This window comes from Rhodococcus sp. IEGM 1341 (assembly GCF_030056895.1).
Taxonomy (GTDB): Bacteria; Actinomycetota; Actinomycetes; order Mycobacteriales; family Mycobacteriaceae; genus Rhodococcoides.
In genome coordinates, this window is the sequence record NZ_JASHKV010000005.1 from 251,981 (window position 1) to 267,681 (window position 15,701).

The window sequence follows — 15,701 nt, forward strand, 5'->3', positions numbered from 1 at the left end:
GGTGACGAACGACTGCACCCGTCAGGGCAGCGGCACCGACCAGGTCACATCGGTGCCGCGTCCGGAGGAGCCGGGACCGATGTTCATCGACCCACCGCATTCGACAGCACGAGCACCGAGGTTGGACAGTCCGCTGGCGGTGGTGTCCTCGGGCATCCCGATCCCGTTGTCGGACACGACGATCTGCAACTCGTCGCCCACCGACAAGGTTACGGTCACAGTGTCGCCCTGCGCATGATGGACGACGTTGCTGACCGTCTCGCGAACGACGGCAACGGCATGATAGGCAAGCTTGGTGTCCACAACCGACAGAGGTCCGAACATCCGCACGACGGCACGGATATCGACGTTCTCGGTGAGTTCGAGTACCGCCGCATTGATGCGTTGACGCAATCGCGTGGCCGAGTGGGACGTGCTCTGCAAGTCGAAGATCGTCGTCCGGATGTCCTGCACCGTGTCCTGCAGGTCGTCGATCGTCCTGGACAGTCGCACCCGGATTTCCTCGGACTCGGTGCGTTGCAGAGTGCTCTGCAGCGCCAATCCGGCGGCGAAGATTCGCTGAATCACGTGATCGTGCAGGTCGCGGGCAATTCGGTCCCGGTCCGACAACACCTCGAGTTCGTGCATCCGGCGGCTGGAATTGGCGATCTGCATCACCAATGCGGCTTGATTGGCGAAGTTCGAGACCAGCTCGAGTTGGGAATCGTCGAACGGCCCCCGCCCCTCTGTGCGGAGCACCACCAGAACGCCGCTCACGCCCTCGGCGACGCGGAAGGGTGAAATCAGTGCGGGCCCGAAAGCCGAGCCCAATTCCTTGGCACCGTACTCGAGTCGCTCCTTGCGCAACGGTGTTCGACGTCGAAATGCCGATCCCGAGCTCGAACCCTCGATCGGAATGACCGCTCCGATCATGCGATCGGATCCGAACCCCTCGCTGACCGTGACGACCAGTTCGGTGACATCCTCGAACGGCTGGTCGCCGTCCTCGGGAACCGCGATGAACGCCGCATCGGAACCGGTCAGGTGCAATGCTTTCCGCGCCACCATCTGCAGCACTTCGTCGATGTCCGTCCCGGCGAGCAGCTCGGTGCCGATGTCCCGAGTTGCTTCCATCCAAGCCTGGCGTACCCGTGAGTCCTCGTACAGTCGCGAGTTCTCGATGGCGATGCCGGCCGCGGACGCCAGCGCCTTCGTGACGACCTCGTCGTCCTCGGTGAACTGCTTGCCGTCCTTCTTCTCGGTGAGATAGAGGTTGCCGAATATCTCGTCACGAACCCGAATCGGGACGCCGAGAAAAGTTTTCATCGGCGGGTGGTTCGGCGGAAATCCCACCGACTCCGGGTGCGCCGAGAGATCCTCGAGGCGCAGCACTTTCGGCTGGTCGATCAGCAGTCCGAGCACCCCGCGCCCGGTGGGGAGCGGGCCGATCGCCACCCGAGTGTCCTCGTCCATGCCGTGATTGATGAACGCACTCAACCCGTGACCGTCGCCGCGAACGCCGAGTGCGCCGTACCGAGCATCGACGAGATCGACGGCCGATTCCACGATAGAGCGCAGTGTCACTTCCAGATCGAGGCCGGAGGTGATGACGAGCATGGCGTCGAGCAGCCCGTCGGCCTGGACTCTGGCATCGGCGATTCGGCCTATCCGGTCCTGAACCTCGGCCAACAATTCACCGAGTCGCAACTGCGGCAACGAGGAAGAGGTCTCCGCGCGATGGTCATCCATCCCGCGACCCCGGTTGTCCGGCCGACGGAGCGGTATCGGCGAGCTTCGACGCGTACACCGCAGCCTGGGTACGCCGCTCCATCCCGAGCTTGGCCAGCAACCGAGAGACATAGTTCTTCACCGTCTTCTCGGCCAGGAACATCCTGGCTGCGATCTGCCGGTTGGTGAGGCCTTCTCCCAACAGATCCAGCAGCGTGCGCTCCTGGCTGGTGAGGTGGTCGATAGGTCCTGGGGTCGCCGTTCCGGCTCGTAATTTGTCCATGAGCGCCGCTGCTGCACGATTGTCCAGCAGCGACCGACCGGACCCGACGTCCTTGATCGCGCGCGTGAGCTCCATGCCGGTGATGTCCTTGACGACGTAGCCGCTCGCGCCCGCGAGGATGGCGTCGAGCATGGCCTGATCCTCGGTGAACGAGGTCAGCATCATGGTCTTGAGGAGCGGCAGGCGATCGAGGAGTTCGCGGCACAGTTCGATGCCGTTGCCGTCGGGCAGGCGCACGTCGAGCACGGCAACGTCCGGCTGCAGGGCCGGAATTCGGGCCAGCGCCTGAGCGCAACTGCCCGCCTCACCGATGACCTCGAGGTCCGGATCGGAGTCGATCAGGTCGATCAGACCACGCCGCACGATCTCGTGATCGTCCACCAAGAACACCGTGACCACGGCGACACCCCTCACCTGCGTCCACACTGGGCGCCTCGACTTCCGAGCCTACGGGTCGGAGGTACGGCCGGCCTGACCTTTCGTCACCGAATCAATGGACCAAAGTCCTTCGTGTCGGTGTTGTTGTCCTGCCGCGCCCGAGGCTGTGCGAGGCGTCTGATGGATGTTCCGACACCACGACCGAGGAGGTCGCACGATGGGTTCACTACCGACCGTCGTCGGAGTCGACGGATCAGCTGCAGCGTTGGATGCAGTGCGCTGGGCAGTTCTCGACGCACACCTACACAGGTCCGATCTGGTTCTCGTCTCGGCGATGCCACTTCCGAAGGCGCTGACGGGGGTGGGGATACTCCCCGAACCCGTTGTCGAGCAATCGAGATCGGAAATCAGAACGATTCTGGACGAGGCCAGGGCGCTGGCGGCCCGCGTGAGCGCGACGGCCGGTCCGATCGGCATCGACACCGTCTCGTCCGAGAATCCTGCCGTTGCCACGTTGCTCGACCTCTCGACCACCGCCCGCATGGTCGTCATCGCCACCCGCGGTCTCGGCGGGGCCGAGCAACGATCACTCGGGTCGATCGGTTTCGCCGTCACCACCCATGCTCGATGCCCGGTCACGGTGGTCCGTGGCTGGTCGGGCGACGGCCTGGACACGACGCATCCGGTGGTCGTCGGGGTGGACGGAACGAGAGCGAGCGCGGCGGCGGTGGCGCTGGCATTCGAGGAGGCCTCCGCGCGGTCGGCTCCGCTCACGGCAGTGCACAGCTGGTCCGACGCGGATCTGACGGTCGGGCTTCCGATTCGAGGGTTGGAATGGCCGGCCAATCGGCCCGCAGCGGCAGATCAACTGACCCGGATGCTCGAGCCGCACACACGTCGCCATCCCACGGTGGCGGTGCGCACCGTGGTGGTCAAGGACCGGCCGGTGCAGGCGCTTCTCGATCACGCACAGGGCGCTCAACTCCTCGTGATCGGCAGTCACGGGCGCGGCGGCTACGGAGAGATGATGCTCGGCTCGACCAGCCGGTCGGTGCTGGCGCGTGCGCACTGCCCGGTCACCGTCGTTCCGTCGCCCGCCCGCCGCCTCGCGCGGATCACCGCAACGGCAGTGGCACTGGCAGATCCCGAGTGATCCTGCCCGCGCGCGGACTGTCGTTCGCCAACGAACGGGGGTACAAATGCCCTACGCGAGCGAAGCCCAGGACTGGAGGCTGTAGCCATGAGCGAATCCGACAGCACCCCATCCACCCCGACCACCGACACTCTCCGGGTTCGCGGTGAGAAGTTGACCGAAACGGTTAAGAAGTTGCTGCACGACGGCAACATTCGGCGAATCGTGGTGAAGAACGATCAGGGGCACACCATCATCGAGATACCGGTGACTGCAGGTGTAGCGGTCGCGATCGTCGCACCCGTCCTCGTCGCGGTCGCTGCGATCGCCGCAGTGCTGGACGACTGCACCATCGAGGTCCACCGCGTCGACGAACACCGTCCCGCCGCCTGAGCGCACCTCTGCTCACTCCGAACGACTCGCCGCCACAGGGGAACGAACACCATGCCTTATCCGATCGAAGTACGCGCGCTGAGCAAGAGCTACGGCGACAAGCTCGTCATCGACGATCTGTCGTTCGTTGTCGAACCTGGCACTGTCACAGGATTTCTCGGCCCGAACGGGTCGGGCAAGTCCACCACGATGCGGTTGATCGTCGGTTTGGATCGACCCGACGCCGGCCATGCACTGATCGGCGGCGTCGAGTATGCCCAGTTGAACAAGCCGCTGCTCACCGTGGGAACCCTGCTGGACTCCGAGGCCGTCCACCCAGGGCGATCGGCCTACAACCATCTGCTGTACCTGGCTCGTACGCAACGCATTCCAACGTCTCGGATCATCTATGTTCTGGAGCTGGTCGGGCTTCGCGACGTCAGCGGCGAACGTACCGGATCGTTCTCGCTCGGCATGCGGAAGCGACTCGGGATTGCTGCAGCCCTGCTGGGCGACCCGGCGGTGCTCATTCTGGACGAACCGATCAACGGGTTGGACCCGGACGGCATCTGCTGGATGCGCAACCTCATGAAGAACCTGGCCGGAGAGGGACGAACCGTTTTCGTCTCCAGCCATCTGATGGGCGAGATGGCTCAGACCGCAGACCATCTTGTGGTCATCGATCACGGCAAGCTGATCGCCGAATGCACTCCCGCAGAGCTGATAGCTCGCAGCAGTCGAGCGTCGGTGCTGGTCTCGTCCTCCGATTCGACGAGTCTCGCCGCATCGATCGCAGCGGCCGGAGGTACCACCGACGTACTCGACCACGATGGACTCACCGTCCACGATCTCTCGGCACACCGGGTCGGAGAGCTCGCCCAACAGCAGAACATCGCGATCTATCAGCTGACCCCGCAGGAGGCATCGCTGGAAGAAGCGTTCATGACACTCACCCACCTCGACGACGTCGAACACGGCCGTCCCCTCGTCACTCACTCTCGCGGACAGGCGACATCATGAGCATCACCGCACCGCCCACCGCAACCAAGCCCCCCGAGCGCGAACATCATCGCGACGATGTTCTCGGACTTGCGACATCGGAGTGGACGAAGCTGATCTCACTGCGATCGACGATCTGGTCCCTGGCCACATTGGTGATCGTCACGGTGGGCTTCACCGGATTCTTCACCTGGTTCACGGTCGCATACTGGGACAACGTCGATCCGGTTTCCCAGCTTCAGATCGTCTCCGACCCGGCACGCCAGATCCTGGGGGCAGGGTTCCAACTCGGCCAGTTGGCGGTCTGCGTCCTCGGTGTTCTCGTGGTCACGAGCGAATACTCGAGCGGCACGATCAGGGCCAGTCTGCTGGCGGTCCCGGCACGGGTGCCAATGCTGGTGGCCAAAACCGGAGTGTTCATGGTGGTCGTGTTCGTCATCGGCGAGATCACGGCATTCCCCACGTTCTTCCTCGGTTCGGCAATCATGGACTCCAAAGCATCTGTGTCGCTGAGCGATCCCGGCGTGCTGCGAGCGGTCATCGGCGCCGGCCTGTATCTCGCGCTGCTCGGTGCCATGGCTGTCGCCGTCGGTGCCATCGTCCGACATACCGCGGGAGCCATCACGGGCATGATCGGATTCGTTCTCGTACTGGCACCGCTCACCCAACTGATCCCCGGCACCGTCGGACGGCACATCCAGGCGTACCTGCCCTCGCAGGCCGGCAGTCTGATCGCCTCACCCCGGCAAGCTCCCTCCGACTTGCTCACTCCCTGGCAGGGTTTCGGAGTCGCAGCGCTGTGGACGGTCCTGCTGCTCGCCCTCGCGGCATATCTCCTTCGCCGACGCGATGCCTGACATCGATCTCACAACAGGGGGACAAATCACCATGAACGAACTCGCCGAATCGGCCGGTGGCGCAGGCCTCATCGCGTTCCACGTCCTGGCCTCGATTCCTCTGCGCAAGTGGCGCACGACGTGGGGCGCGACGCCGGCCGAGGTGAACGAAACACTGCCCGGTGACGAGAGCGTGCCACACCCGGCGTGGACATACACCCATGCAATCGATGTCGACACGACGCCTGATCTCGTGTGGCCATGGTTGATTCAGCTCGGTCAGCAACGTGCAGGCTTCTACAGCTATCGCGGACTCGAGAACCTGGTCGGCTGCAACATCACCTCGGCAACGGGGATCGACCCTCGATTCCAGACTCTCGAGGTCGGCGACTCCGTGCTCCTGCATCCGCAGTCACCACCTCTGGCGGTGACGCTGATCGACGACGGCACCGCCTTCGTGCTGCTGGGTGCAGACCCCGACTCGGCCGATCGAGCGCTCTGGTCGTTTCATCTGCGCGCCCTGCCCGGTGGAAGAACTCGACTGATCGAGCGCGGACGATATTCGCACGCTGCAACATTGAAGAGTCGCCTGGTCTTCGGGCGCTACTTCGTCGAGCCAATCGGATTCGTCATGAGCAGAAAGATGCTGCGCACCATCGCAGCAAATGCTGCGACGGCCCAACACGCCTAACCTTTCGAGAACACCCCGCCCAGTCGGCGGAGATCGTCCAGAATGTCGTTGACCCGGCTCATCAGGGAGATGTGTCCCTCTCCTTCGATCAGATGGGCCTGCGCTCCTGCGACGTTCGCCGCCAACCAACGAGCATGGGCGAACGGAACCATCGTGTCCAGACTGCCCTGCCATATCGACACCGGTGTGCTGATCTCGCTCAGGTCGAATCCCCATGGGCGCGTGTGGGTCAGGTCGTCGTCACGCCAGCCCACGATGCCTTGACGTCCGGCCGCGTTGACCGATGCGGCGAGGTACTCGGTGAGTTCCTCGGTCAGCGCGGCGCGGTCGACCGGTGGAGCCAACGCTCCCAATCCTGCCGCTACCTGGTCCGGGGTGACACCGAAGAACCCTTTTCGGATATCGAGAAACGACTCCAAGGCTTCGACGCCGGCGAACACGGCCGTGTACTCGTCGATATTCTCCTCGGCCATTCCGTCGCGGATGTCGCCGTCGTAGTCGGCGGCGGGTGCGATCCCGACGCAGCAGGCGGCAGCGAGGCACCGCCCGGGCAGCACTGCCGCACAGGCCAATGCACGCGGCCCGCCACCCGACCAGCCGATCGTCAGAAATTCGCCGATGCCGAGGTGGTCGAGCACTGCCGCCGTGTCGGCGGCGTCGTCCGCCACCGTAGCGGTGGTCGCACCGTCCGGACGTGGGGAGGATGCTCCGTACCCCGGCCTCGAGTAGGAGACGACCCGCAATCCCTGTGCAGCAGCGGCCCGTTCGAGCGTCGGGAACGGTACTGCACCCTGCGGGGTGCCATGGTGATAGACAAGTGGAAGCGCATCGGCCGGCCCTGTATCGAGTACTTCGAGGCTGCGGCCGTCCTCGGTCGGGACCAGAACTGTCATTTGTCTTCGCTGTTGCCGCCGGAGGCGTCGGTCAACGTCAATCCGAGCAACTGTTGCACCGTCTCGGTGTTTCCGCGCTCACCGGCACTGTGCAGCAGTACCTGCGCCGCAGGCCCACTCATCAACGGCGGGACGACGAGCAGCGTCACACTGTCACCGTCGCGAGTGCGAACACCGAGTGTGTGATGTGGCTGAAACCGGTAGCCGTCCAGGTGAATGCTTCGTGCGCCTACGGTGACGCGCCGGGGTGCCTTCTGCCACTCGTCGAGGCGGTAGAGCACTCGATCGATCGGACCGAGTCGCCGAGCGAGGGCGGCAACGAGCTCGGGTGCCTCGAAGTCGAGGTCGTCACTGACCGAGAGCCAGGCACCGTCAACCTCGCCGGCGGATCGGACCGTCGGGTCCGGTGGGGTCAGTGTCAGTCGTCGATCGCTGTCGGAGGGCAATGAGTATCGGGCCTGATCTGTGTCGCTCGATGTTGCTCCTGTCATGACGGGCCCTTCTCTGTGGGGTGTTCTGTAGTCCCCTTGCACGCTATCGAGGCGTCGACCGGGCCCGGAAGGGTACGAAGTACCCAATCGCCAGGGACCGGCGTCGGACGGCGGAACACCCGGTGGTGCAGATCCATTCGGCCGCTCACGGCGAACACCTTCGGCGACCGGTGAGGGTCCTAAGTCCCTGTTTCCAGGCGCTCCCGCGCGGCAGAGTCGTCGTCAGTGATCCTCACGAGCAACCACCGACAGGACCGACCGGCATGACACTCTCCCTCACATTCGCTTTCGCTGTCGCAGCACTGTGTTTGCTCGCAGTGCTGCGGTCCGGTGCTCGCACTCCCGCCTGGGCAAGAGCGCGCGCCGTTGCCGGTCCCGACACGTTGGAGGAGTTGTTCGCCGCCCGGTACGCACGCGGCGATATCGACTTCGCTCAGTACCGCAAGTCCGTGGATCTCTTGACAGCACAACTCCATTGCTGACCGAACGCCGAACCTCGAGAATGAAAGCAGAAGGCATCATGCGCATCCTGATCGCAACGGCAAGCCGTCATGGTTCCACCCGCGAGCTCGGACAGTGGTTGGGCTCGGCGCTGACCGCGAGACTGTCCGACACCGCCACGGCGGCCACGGTCGACGTCCGCGACGCAGCCGATGTGGACAGCATCGCCGAATACGACGCCGTCGTACTCGGGAGTGGCGTCTACATGGGCCGCTGGCTCGGTGATGCCCGATCGCTCGTCGCCCGTGAGCAATCCGAACTCGAGACCAGGCCGGTGTGGCTGTTCTCCAGCGGGCCCATAGGTAGCGGGACACCGCCCACTGCGAAGTCGAAGTGGAGCGAGGCGTCCTGGGCAATCGAACACAAGGTGTTCGGCGGCAAGCTCGATCGATCGACGTTGTCGTTGTTCGAGCGCGCGGTGGTCCGAATGATCAACGCCGGCGACGGAGACGACAGATCACGCGCCGAGGTCGACGAGTGGGCCGGAGACATCAGCGGTGTCCTCGCAAAACGGCTTTCACCCTCCACCTCCGCCGTCGACAGAGATTCATCACCCGAGAAAGGCCCATCCTCATGACCGACACCGAGCCGACCGGCCGACCCATCGTGGTGGGAGTCGACGGATCACCTTCGTCGATCCTCGCCCTGCAACGTGCGCAGCAGTTGGCCACCGCCTTGTCGACCACGTTGGAGGCAGTCACTGTCTGGCAGTACCAGCCGTACATGGACACCGGCTATGTCGTCGAGGTCGAGCCCGCGAAGAACGCTGAGACGATTCTCGCCGAGGCTACCGCTGCTGCGTTCGGCACCGATCTGCCCGCAGGCCTGAAACAGGTTGTGAGACAGGGTTCTGCAGCAAAAGTCCTGCTGGAGGCCAGCCATGACGCCGAGATTCTCGTTGTCGGCAGCCGAGGGCACGGCGGATTCGTCGGACTGCTCCTCGGATCTGTCAGCTCGCAGTGCGCGGAGCATGCACATTGCCCAGTGCTGGTGGTTCATGCGAGGGACCATCACTAGCGGGGCCGCCGTGCCCACACCGTCGCACATTGCGACGGTGGCCGTGGCATCGGCGCTGATCAGGGTGCGGGAACTCGAGCGGTCCATCGATTTCTACTGCTCGGTGTTCGAGTTCACCGTCTCCCTCCGAGAAGCGGACGCCGCACTGTTGCTGGCGCGAAACGGCTTTCAGATCTATCTGCACGCCGACCCACTGTCTTTGCCGCGACCGGTGACAGCTCTGGGAGTCAGCGAGATCATGTGGTCGGCTCAACGCGCCGAGTCACTCAACGAGATCGGGGCTCGGCTCCGCAAGCACTATCCGTCCACGTACATTCACACAGCCGACGGAGTCAGTTTCGTCCACGGGTGCGATCCGGACGGCAACAGGGTTCTCGTGGCCTACCCGAGCCCATTGCAGTTGCCTCGCAGCGTCATCGAGCATCGTTTCCGCTGAATCCCGGCGGTGACACTGTGGGTCAGGAACCCTGCCGCGGAAACCATCCGCGTGCGTCACGCAGGGTTCTTCGAGCCACTTCGGCTGTGGGCGTCCCGGATTGCGCTGCCAATCGGTGCAGTTCGGCACGGCCTTCCGCCGCGCTGCGCCCGCCGGCGATGAGCACTCCGATCGCCTGATTCACCTCGCTCACCGACGCGAGCGCGTGAGCGGACCCCTCTTCGCCCGCACCGCGCAGGTGTCGATCGAGAACTGCGGAGTCGCCGCCGAGTCCGAGTGTGAAACTCACATCGGCGGCGAAGTCCACGAGAGCGCCTGCGGTGCCGGACAGAATGAGCAGATACTTCTCGGTCCCGATGCTGAGCGGGTCGGTGAGGGTGAGCCTGAGCGATGATGCCGGCTCGTGGTCGGCACTGTTCCCGGTCGACGCCGACACCTCGAAGTACTCACCCTCGACGATCACGGTGAGGGTTATCGAGACCACGGCCGATACGGCCGCGTCGATATCCGCGGACAGTCGGTCCACCAGTTGTGCGAGGTCGACGGTGGAGCTGTCGAGTGCTGTGGTCAATCGCGCCAGATCGGCGAGCAGACGAGGCTGCAATTTCATCGAGAATCCCGTGCGGCCCGACCGCCTGTTCGATTCTTCCGTGAATCCTGCCACGATGGATCTCCATCGTCCGGTGCAGGCGCGAGGCCAAAGTCGGAGTCCATGCCTCGATTGCACCCGCATAGTCGACGCTACGCGCTTTTGTCCGGTCTATGTGCGTCGGCGACGCGCGCGTGCCACCTTCATCGCCTCGGCGACCATGGATTGGGCCACTACAGCTATCTTCTTGTGCTCGGTCTGACTGATGTCTCGAAGCTTGTCGTATCCCTCGGCATCACTGCATCCGGTTCTACTGATCAGTATGCCGATGGCCTGATCGATCACGGCTCTACTGCCCAATGCCTTTTCCAGTTGCTCGGTCAGCTGCACTGCACTGTCCAACGCACGGGCATTCTGAGCCGAAATCGCCGCGGGCACTGCGAACAACTCGCCCAGTTCGGCTGCTCGATCATCGAAGGCGTTCGGCTTGTGCGCGTAGACGTTCATCGCGCCGAGTACCACCGACTTGGTGATCAGCGGCAGCGACAACACGCTGTGCACACCCAGCCGGCCCACCTGAGGTCCGAACTCGGGCCACTGCGGATCGGCGTCGAGCGAACCCGACCGAACGGTGATGCCCTCCTTCGCTGCGGTGATGCACGGACCCTGGCCCAGTCCGTACTGGATGTCGTCGACCACACGGACGAAATCCTCGCTGGCCACGATCGTGGCGGGAAGGTTGGGATGCAACAACGTCAACCCGGCTCCATCGGCACCCGGGATGGCACGCACCGCGAATTCCGCGACGTGCGAGAGGGTTTCCGGTAGCGACATCGTGCTCATCGCCAACCGACCGAGCCCGGCCAGGGCGGCGGCGAAATCGTCGTCGAACTCGTCGGTGACGGGTTGCTCCGGGGCGGGGTTCTCCGCGTGCATCGCTGCTCGATTCGTAGTGAGCACACATGCTGATCGAGCACGTGTCTGCCCTTCCGAACCCTACGGCGTTTCGGACATTACGGGAACATCGACCCGAGATCGGGGCCATGCGCGCTCAGAACTCGAACACCTGACGAGCGGTGACGCGGCCACCCATGAGGTCGTCGAAGCACTCGTTCACTTCGTCGAGTTTGCGCGAGACGGCAGATACCGTGGTGCGCCCGGCCTCGTGCAATGCGAACACCTCACGCAGGTCCTTTCGGGTGCCGACGATCGAACCGAGGACGGAGATACCGCCGACCACCGTCTCGAAGATCGGAACCGGGAACACACCGTGCGCGGGCATCGACACGCACACCAGCCGTCCGCCGCGTCGCAGGGACCGGAATGCCTGATCGAACACGCTGGGGATGACGGCCAGCACGATGGCGACGTCGGCTCCGCCGAGATCTTGGATGGCCGCCACCGGATCGGTCGTCGCCGAGTTGACGGTGTGGTCTGCGCCGAGTTCACGAGCGAGTTCGAGCTTCTCGTCCTCGATGTCCACGGCGGTGACGAATCCTCCGGCGATCTTGGCGTACTGCACTGCCATGTGACCTAGTCCGCCGACGCCGAAGATGGCCACGCGCTGTGCCGGTGTGACGCCACCGACCTTGACTGCCTTGTACGTGGTGACGCCGGCGCAGGTCAGCGGAGCGGCATCGAACGAGGAGATGCCGTCGGGAACGCGGACGACGTATTTCGCATGGGCCACAGCGTATTCGGCGTATGCCCCGTCGATCGAGTAGCCACTGTTCTGCTGCCTCTCGCACAGTGTCTCCCAGCCCGATACACAATGATCGCATTCGCCGCAGGCCGAACCGAGCCACGCGATCGCGACCCGCTCGCCGATTCGATCCTTCGACACCTGGGATCCGACTGCTTCGATCACTCCGACGCCTTCGTGCCCGGGAACGAACGGCAGGGTCGGCTTGGCCGGCCAATCCCCCTGCGCAGCATGGATATCGGTGTGACAGACCCCGCACGTCTCCATCTTCACCAGCACCTGCTCGGGTGCCGGTTCCGGAATCGGGATGTCATTGACGACCAGGGGTCCGCCGAACTCGGTGACAACAGCAGCTTTCATCGTGGACTTCCTCCAACTATCGAAACCAATGCCGTTCTCGACCATCGAGCAATGCACACCGTCGATGGTCGGCGCTGCGACACTCGGCATGTAGGGCCGGAAGTCACCGCAGGTTCGGGACGTATCCCGAACCGACAGGTCGGGAGCAGAAAGGCCCGAGAAGCAGGGGCTTTCGTCCCTGGCACTGGTCGCCGACCTCGGCCACACTCGGCAGCATGGATACTGCTGCACACTCCCGATCGAACACCTGCGAGCAATGAACCTGTGGCGACGACACCCCGGGGTCCGAACCGGTGACGCACTGACCACCGGTGAGCGAGCGGCGGATTACGTCCGAAACGGAATGGGCTCCTGGCCGTTCGTGTTCCTGTTCCTGGGCACCATGGCGCTGTGGGCCGCCTACAACCAGAGCGACGGATTCGACCCTTACCCCTTCATCCTGCTCAACCTGTTCCTGTCGATGATCGCGGGACTACAGGGAGCGATTCTGCTGATCTCGGCAAAACGTGCGGACTCGGTGAGCAGTGAGGTTGCCGTACATACCCTTTCGAACACCGCGCTACTCCAGGACATGATCGAGGCCAATACGGTCTTGACCGAATCGGTGGCGCAGTTGGCAGCCGAGATACACGAGCACGTCTGCCCATCCGCTCAGCGTCTCGGTACAGGCAGATCTCAGAAGGTCACGAGCCCGGTGTCCCAGCCGTGAGACAGGCGAGTATCTCTCGGGCCAAGTTGCATACGAGCACCCAGTCGCGGAAGTCTCCGGCGACTGCACCGGAGTTGTCGAAGATCTGACGCTCCCCCACCGAAAGTTTGTCGGGATCAAGCCTTCCGGGAAACGTTCGGTGAGCGATGACATGCAACACCGACACCGCGTGTGCCGCGTCGGAAATGACGTTGACCGGCCGGTCGCTCGAGTGCAGCGGTCCACAGGAGAACAGCCAGATGGGTGGATGTTCGGATCTCGACACCCTGTCGACCAAAGCCTTGGCGGCCGGAACCCAGCGATCGGAGTAGACGGCGCTTCCGATGATCACCGCGTCGTAACCGTCCACGCGGGTCACGGATTCCGGGGCTTGGATGTCGACGTCGACGCCCTCGTGCTCGAAGACTCGCCCCATTTCCTGGCCCAGACTGTGGGTCGCGCCATGCCGACCCGCGGTGCAGATCAGCAACCTCATACGTCGTCCGACAAAAGATACGCGGACTTTCCCGCGGCAACCGTCATCCGCCAACCGCGCAGAGCAATGACGAGACCCAGCACACCGAACGATCCCAGCAGCCAACTCGTCTCACCGGTCACGGCCGCTAGAACCACAATCCAGGCCACGAGGAGCACGCCGGCGATGTGAGCCATCGGGCCCGACCGTCCGCCGCCTGCGAAGGCAGACGCCGCAGCAAGCCCCATCGGTATGCCGACGACCAACACCAGTGAGAGCGCTGTGAGCGTGACTGGCAACGTCCCCTGCACGTAAGGACTTGGATCGATTGCACCCGAGACCAATCCGATCGCGGCACCGAACGCGTTGATCGATGCACCTCCGCAGACTGCGCCGAGCCACGGCCAGCGTCGAGTGCGTTCGGTGGCCACCCGCGTTGTCGATATCATCGGTTCAGCTTGGCTGCAGCGCACCGCCTGAACTAGGGCACAAGGTCCCTGCTGCCCAGGGTGATTCAGCGACCGAACAACGACCGTATGCTCGGACGCTCAGAGACGGGTGACGCTGATGCCTCACCGCAGGTGCAGCGGTCGGCCACGGACACCGTGGCCATGACGTCGTCGACATGGTTGCCGCAACCACCCCAGCCGGTCTTGTTGCAGGTGTTGCAAGTGACGGGATAACACATGATTCTCTCCTCTACGATTCGGTGAAATATCAGGCCGGAACGTGGGCGTCGGCCCAGGCGTTGTAGCCACCCAGCAGATCCGAGACGTCCTCGAATCCCTGAGCACGGAGCAAGGATGCGGCCACACTCGAACGCCAGCCGCCTGCACAGTGCACCACGATCGGCTTACCCGTCGGAACTTGTTCGAGTCGAGTTCGCAGCTGCGCCAGGGGTATCGGTGTCGCTCCCGGGATCGTGCCGAGGTCGCGTTCACCCGGATTACGGATGTCCACCAATGTCACCTCGTCCGCTGCGAGCATGGCGTCGAGTTGCTCCACCGTGGTGCGTGGAGCGGTCTCGACCAGTTCGGTCAGCTCCGCAGGGAAGGTTCCGTCTCGGTCCACCACCAGGTAGCCGATCGCGTTGTCCGAGCCGACTCTGGCCAACCGCAGCGCGGCTTCCTGCTCGTCCCCCGGGTACGCGATGAGAACGATCCGTCCGCCGATCTCCGCGACCATGCCGCCGGTCTCGGCGAAGCGACCGTCGAAACCCACGTTGACCGATCCCCGAAGATGACCGGCCGCGAAGTCGTCCACACTCCGCGCGTCGAGCACTCGGGTGCCGGCGGAAAGTTCGCCTCGGACCTCCTCCGGCGTCAGCGCAGGAATTGTGCGGCTCGGAGACAGCAGCGGGTGCACCTGCTTGTTCATCGCGGCGTCGGCGGAGAAGTACGACGGAGCCGCCGGTTGACCTTCGGTGACCAGCGCAACGAAAGCATCCTCGGTCATCGGCTGCACCGACGGATTGGTCGCCCGCTGCTCGCCGATGGTGGAGGTCAACTCGGTGGACAGGTTCTTGCCACAGGACGAGCCGGCTCCGTGGGCGGGCATGACGACGACCTCGGCGGGCAGCGTCAGCAGTGTGTTGTGGACCGTCCGATACATCGCTCTGGCAAGGTCGGTGGTGGACCCGTCCCCGAGATTGACGAGATCGGGTCGCCCGACATCGCCGATGAACAGGGAGTCTCCGGTGAGCACGGCGGTCGGGGTGGCCCCGGGATGCTCGCGAACCAAGACCGAGATCGACTCCCAGGTGTGACCCGGAGTGGACAAGATCTCGAGTTCGACCTCGCCGAGGGACAGACGTTCCCCGTTGCGCAGTCTTCGAATGGGGTAGTCGGTCTCGGCCGATTCACCGAAGCCGATCCACGCGCCGGTCGCGTCGACCAATTCGAGGTGACCCGAGACGAAGTCTGCATGAAAGTGGGTGTTGACGACGCCCTCGATCGTGAGGCCGTATTTCGCCGCATCGTCCAGGTACTCGGCGATGTCGCGACGAGGATCGACGACGATCGCGCGTCCGGTGCTCTCGTCACCGATCAGATACGAAGCGTGGGAAAGGCATTCGAGGTAGTACTGCTCGAGAATCATGATTTCCTCCATCTGGCTGTCTCCGGGCGAATTTCGCGGGGCGGTAGACACAGT

General features: G+C 64.0%; 21 protein-coding genes. 10 read left to right on the top strand and 11 right to left on the bottom strand.

All coding sequences use genetic code 11. The features are described from left to right. Positions 1 to 21: 21 nt before the first annotated feature. Positions 22 to 1,728: a sensor histidine kinase gene (locus tag QM615_RS14235; protein WP_283347454.1), complete on the bottom strand. Its 1,707-nt coding sequence runs from the start codon at positions 1,726 to 1,728 to the stop codon at positions 22 to 24. Continuing rightward, positions 1,721 to 2,389 (bottom strand): response regulator, encoded by a 669-nt coding sequence (locus QM615_RS14240; RefSeq protein WP_068055658.1) that lies wholly within the window; start codon positions 2,387 to 2,389, stop codon positions 1,721 to 1,723. Before QM615_RS14240 ends, QM615_RS14235 begins: the two co-directional genes overlap by 8 nt. A 196-nt stretch (positions 2,390 to 2,585) precedes the next feature. Between QM615_RS14240 and QM615_RS14245 the strand changes: the two genes are divergently transcribed. The 5 genes from QM615_RS14245 to QM615_RS14265 all read left to right on the top strand — a co-directional run bounded on the left by QM615_RS14245 (position 2,586) and on the right by QM615_RS14265 (position 6,398). Continuing rightward, positions 2,586 to 3,521 (top strand): universal stress protein, encoded by a 936-nt coding sequence (locus tag QM615_RS14245; RefSeq protein WP_283347455.1) that lies wholly within the window; start codon positions 2,586 to 2,588, stop codon positions 3,519 to 3,521. Between the two features lie 87 nt (positions 3,522 to 3,608). Next, complete coding sequence (locus QM615_RS14250; RefSeq protein WP_094640774.1) at positions 3,609 to 3,893, top strand: DUF4342 domain-containing protein; 285 nt, start codon at positions 3,609 to 3,611, stop codon at positions 3,891 to 3,893. Between the two features lie 51 nt (positions 3,894 to 3,944). Then, on the top strand, positions 3,945 to 4,892 hold the full coding sequence (locus QM615_RS14255) for an ATP-binding cassette domain-containing protein (RefSeq protein WP_283347456.1): 948 nt from the start codon (positions 3,945 to 3,947) through the stop codon (positions 4,890 to 4,892). Continuing rightward, entirely contained in the window at positions 4,889 to 5,728 is an 840-nt protein-coding gene (locus tag QM615_RS14260; protein ID WP_283347457.1) for an ABC transporter permease subunit, read from the top strand. The genes QM615_RS14255 and QM615_RS14260 overlap by 4 nt, the downstream gene beginning before the upstream one ends. Positions 5,729 to 5,759: 31 nt before the next feature. Continuing rightward, positions 5,760 to 6,398, top strand: coding sequence for a hypothetical protein (locus QM615_RS14265; RefSeq protein ID WP_283347458.1), 639 nt, complete (start codon positions 5,760 to 5,762; stop codon positions 6,396 to 6,398). Here QM615_RS14265 and QM615_RS14270 read toward each other — a convergent pair. Both QM615_RS14270 and QM615_RS14275 read right to left on the bottom strand, forming a co-directional pair. After that, positions 6,395 to 7,291, bottom strand: a complete 897-nt coding sequence (locus tag QM615_RS14270) for an alpha/beta fold hydrolase (RefSeq protein WP_283347459.1) — start codon at positions 7,289 to 7,291, stop codon at positions 6,395 to 6,397. The genes QM615_RS14265 and QM615_RS14270 overlap by 4 nt on opposite strands. Then, positions 7,288 to 7,782 (bottom strand): DUF5994 family protein, encoded by a 495-nt coding sequence (locus QM615_RS14275; protein ID WP_283347460.1) that lies wholly within the window; start codon positions 7,780 to 7,782, stop codon positions 7,288 to 7,290. Before QM615_RS14275 ends, QM615_RS14270 begins: the two co-directional genes overlap by 4 nt. Positions 7,783 to 8,045: 263 nt before the next feature. On the opposite strand from QM615_RS14275, the gene QM615_RS14280 reads away from it, so the two are divergent. The 4 genes from QM615_RS14280 to QM615_RS14295 are packed head-to-tail and all read left to right on the top strand — an operon-like array spanning position 8,046 to position 9,736. After that, complete coding sequence (locus tag QM615_RS14280; protein WP_283347461.1) at positions 8,046 to 8,264, top strand: SHOCT domain-containing protein; 219 nt, start codon at positions 8,046 to 8,048, stop codon at positions 8,262 to 8,264. A gap of 38 nt (positions 8,265 to 8,302) precedes the next feature. Continuing rightward, positions 8,303 to 8,860 (top strand): flavodoxin domain-containing protein, encoded by a 558-nt coding sequence (locus tag QM615_RS14285; RefSeq protein ID WP_283347462.1) that lies wholly within the window; start codon positions 8,303 to 8,305, stop codon positions 8,858 to 8,860. Continuing rightward, on the top strand, positions 8,857 to 9,300 hold the full coding sequence (locus QM615_RS14290; RefSeq protein ID WP_283347463.1) for a universal stress protein: 444 nt from the start codon (positions 8,857 to 8,859) through the stop codon (positions 9,298 to 9,300). The genes QM615_RS14285 and QM615_RS14290 overlap by 4 nt, the downstream gene beginning before the upstream one ends. A 10-nt stretch (positions 9,301 to 9,310) precedes the next feature. Beyond that, positions 9,311 to 9,736 carry a VOC family protein gene (locus tag QM615_RS14295; RefSeq protein ID WP_283347464.1) on the top strand — a complete coding sequence of 142 codons (426 nt, stop codon included), beginning with the start codon at positions 9,311 to 9,313 and terminating at the stop codon, positions 9,734 to 9,736. A gap of 22 nt (positions 9,737 to 9,758) precedes the next feature. Here the strand turns inward: QM615_RS14295 and QM615_RS14300 are convergent, their stop codons facing one another. The 3 genes from QM615_RS14300 to adhP all read right to left on the bottom strand — a co-directional run bounded on the left by QM615_RS14300 (position 9,759) and on the right by adhP (position 12,387). Further along, a complete protein-coding gene (locus QM615_RS14300; protein ID WP_283347465.1) occupies positions 9,759 to 10,346 on the bottom strand; it encodes a hypothetical protein in 588 nt (195 codons plus the stop codon). A gap of 150 nt (positions 10,347 to 10,496) precedes the next feature. Then, the gene (locus tag QM615_RS14305; RefSeq protein ID WP_094670287.1) at positions 10,497 to 11,261 is read right to left on the bottom strand and encodes a GAF and ANTAR domain-containing protein; all 765 of its coding nucleotides are present in this window, start codon (positions 11,259 to 11,261) and stop codon (positions 10,497 to 10,499) included. A 115-nt stretch (positions 11,262 to 11,376) separates the two neighbouring features. Next, positions 11,377 to 12,387, bottom strand: a complete 1,011-nt coding sequence (gene adhP / locus QM615_RS14310; RefSeq protein WP_283347466.1) for an alcohol dehydrogenase AdhP — start codon at positions 12,385 to 12,387, stop codon at positions 11,377 to 11,379. Between the two features lie 256 nt (positions 12,388 to 12,643). Here adhP and QM615_RS14315 point away from each other — a divergent pair, with 256 nt between their 5' ends. After that, positions 12,644 to 13,096: a DUF1003 domain-containing protein gene (locus QM615_RS14315; RefSeq protein ID WP_094670288.1), complete on the top strand. Its 453-nt coding sequence runs from the start codon at positions 12,644 to 12,646 to the stop codon at positions 13,094 to 13,096. On the opposite strand, the gene QM615_RS14320 is transcribed toward QM615_RS14315, so the two are convergent. From QM615_RS14320 to QM615_RS14330, 4 genes are all read right to left on the bottom strand, one after another. Further along, a complete protein-coding gene (locus QM615_RS14320) occupies positions 13,071 to 13,571 on the bottom strand; it encodes a flavodoxin domain-containing protein (protein ID WP_283347467.1) in 501 nt (166 codons plus the stop codon). The genes QM615_RS14315 and QM615_RS14320 overlap by 26 nt on opposite strands. Next, the gene (locus QM615_RS14325) at positions 13,568 to 13,999 is read right to left on the bottom strand and encodes a hypothetical protein (RefSeq protein ID WP_143536621.1); all 432 of its coding nucleotides are present in this window, start codon (positions 13,997 to 13,999) and stop codon (positions 13,568 to 13,570) included. The genes QM615_RS14320 and QM615_RS14325 overlap by 4 nt, the downstream gene beginning before the upstream one ends. 65 nt (positions 14,000 to 14,064) lie before the next feature. Next, positions 14,065 to 14,238: a DUF8730 family Cys-rich protein gene (locus tag QM615_RS22460; RefSeq protein WP_502941880.1), complete on the bottom strand. Its 174-nt coding sequence runs from the start codon at positions 14,236 to 14,238 to the stop codon at positions 14,065 to 14,067. A gap of 29 nt (positions 14,239 to 14,267) precedes the next feature. Further along, positions 14,268 to 15,647 (bottom strand): MBL fold metallo-hydrolase, encoded by a 1,380-nt coding sequence (locus tag QM615_RS14330; RefSeq protein ID WP_283347468.1) that lies wholly within the window; start codon positions 15,645 to 15,647, stop codon positions 14,268 to 14,270. Positions 15,648 to 15,701 lie beyond the last annotated feature (54 nt).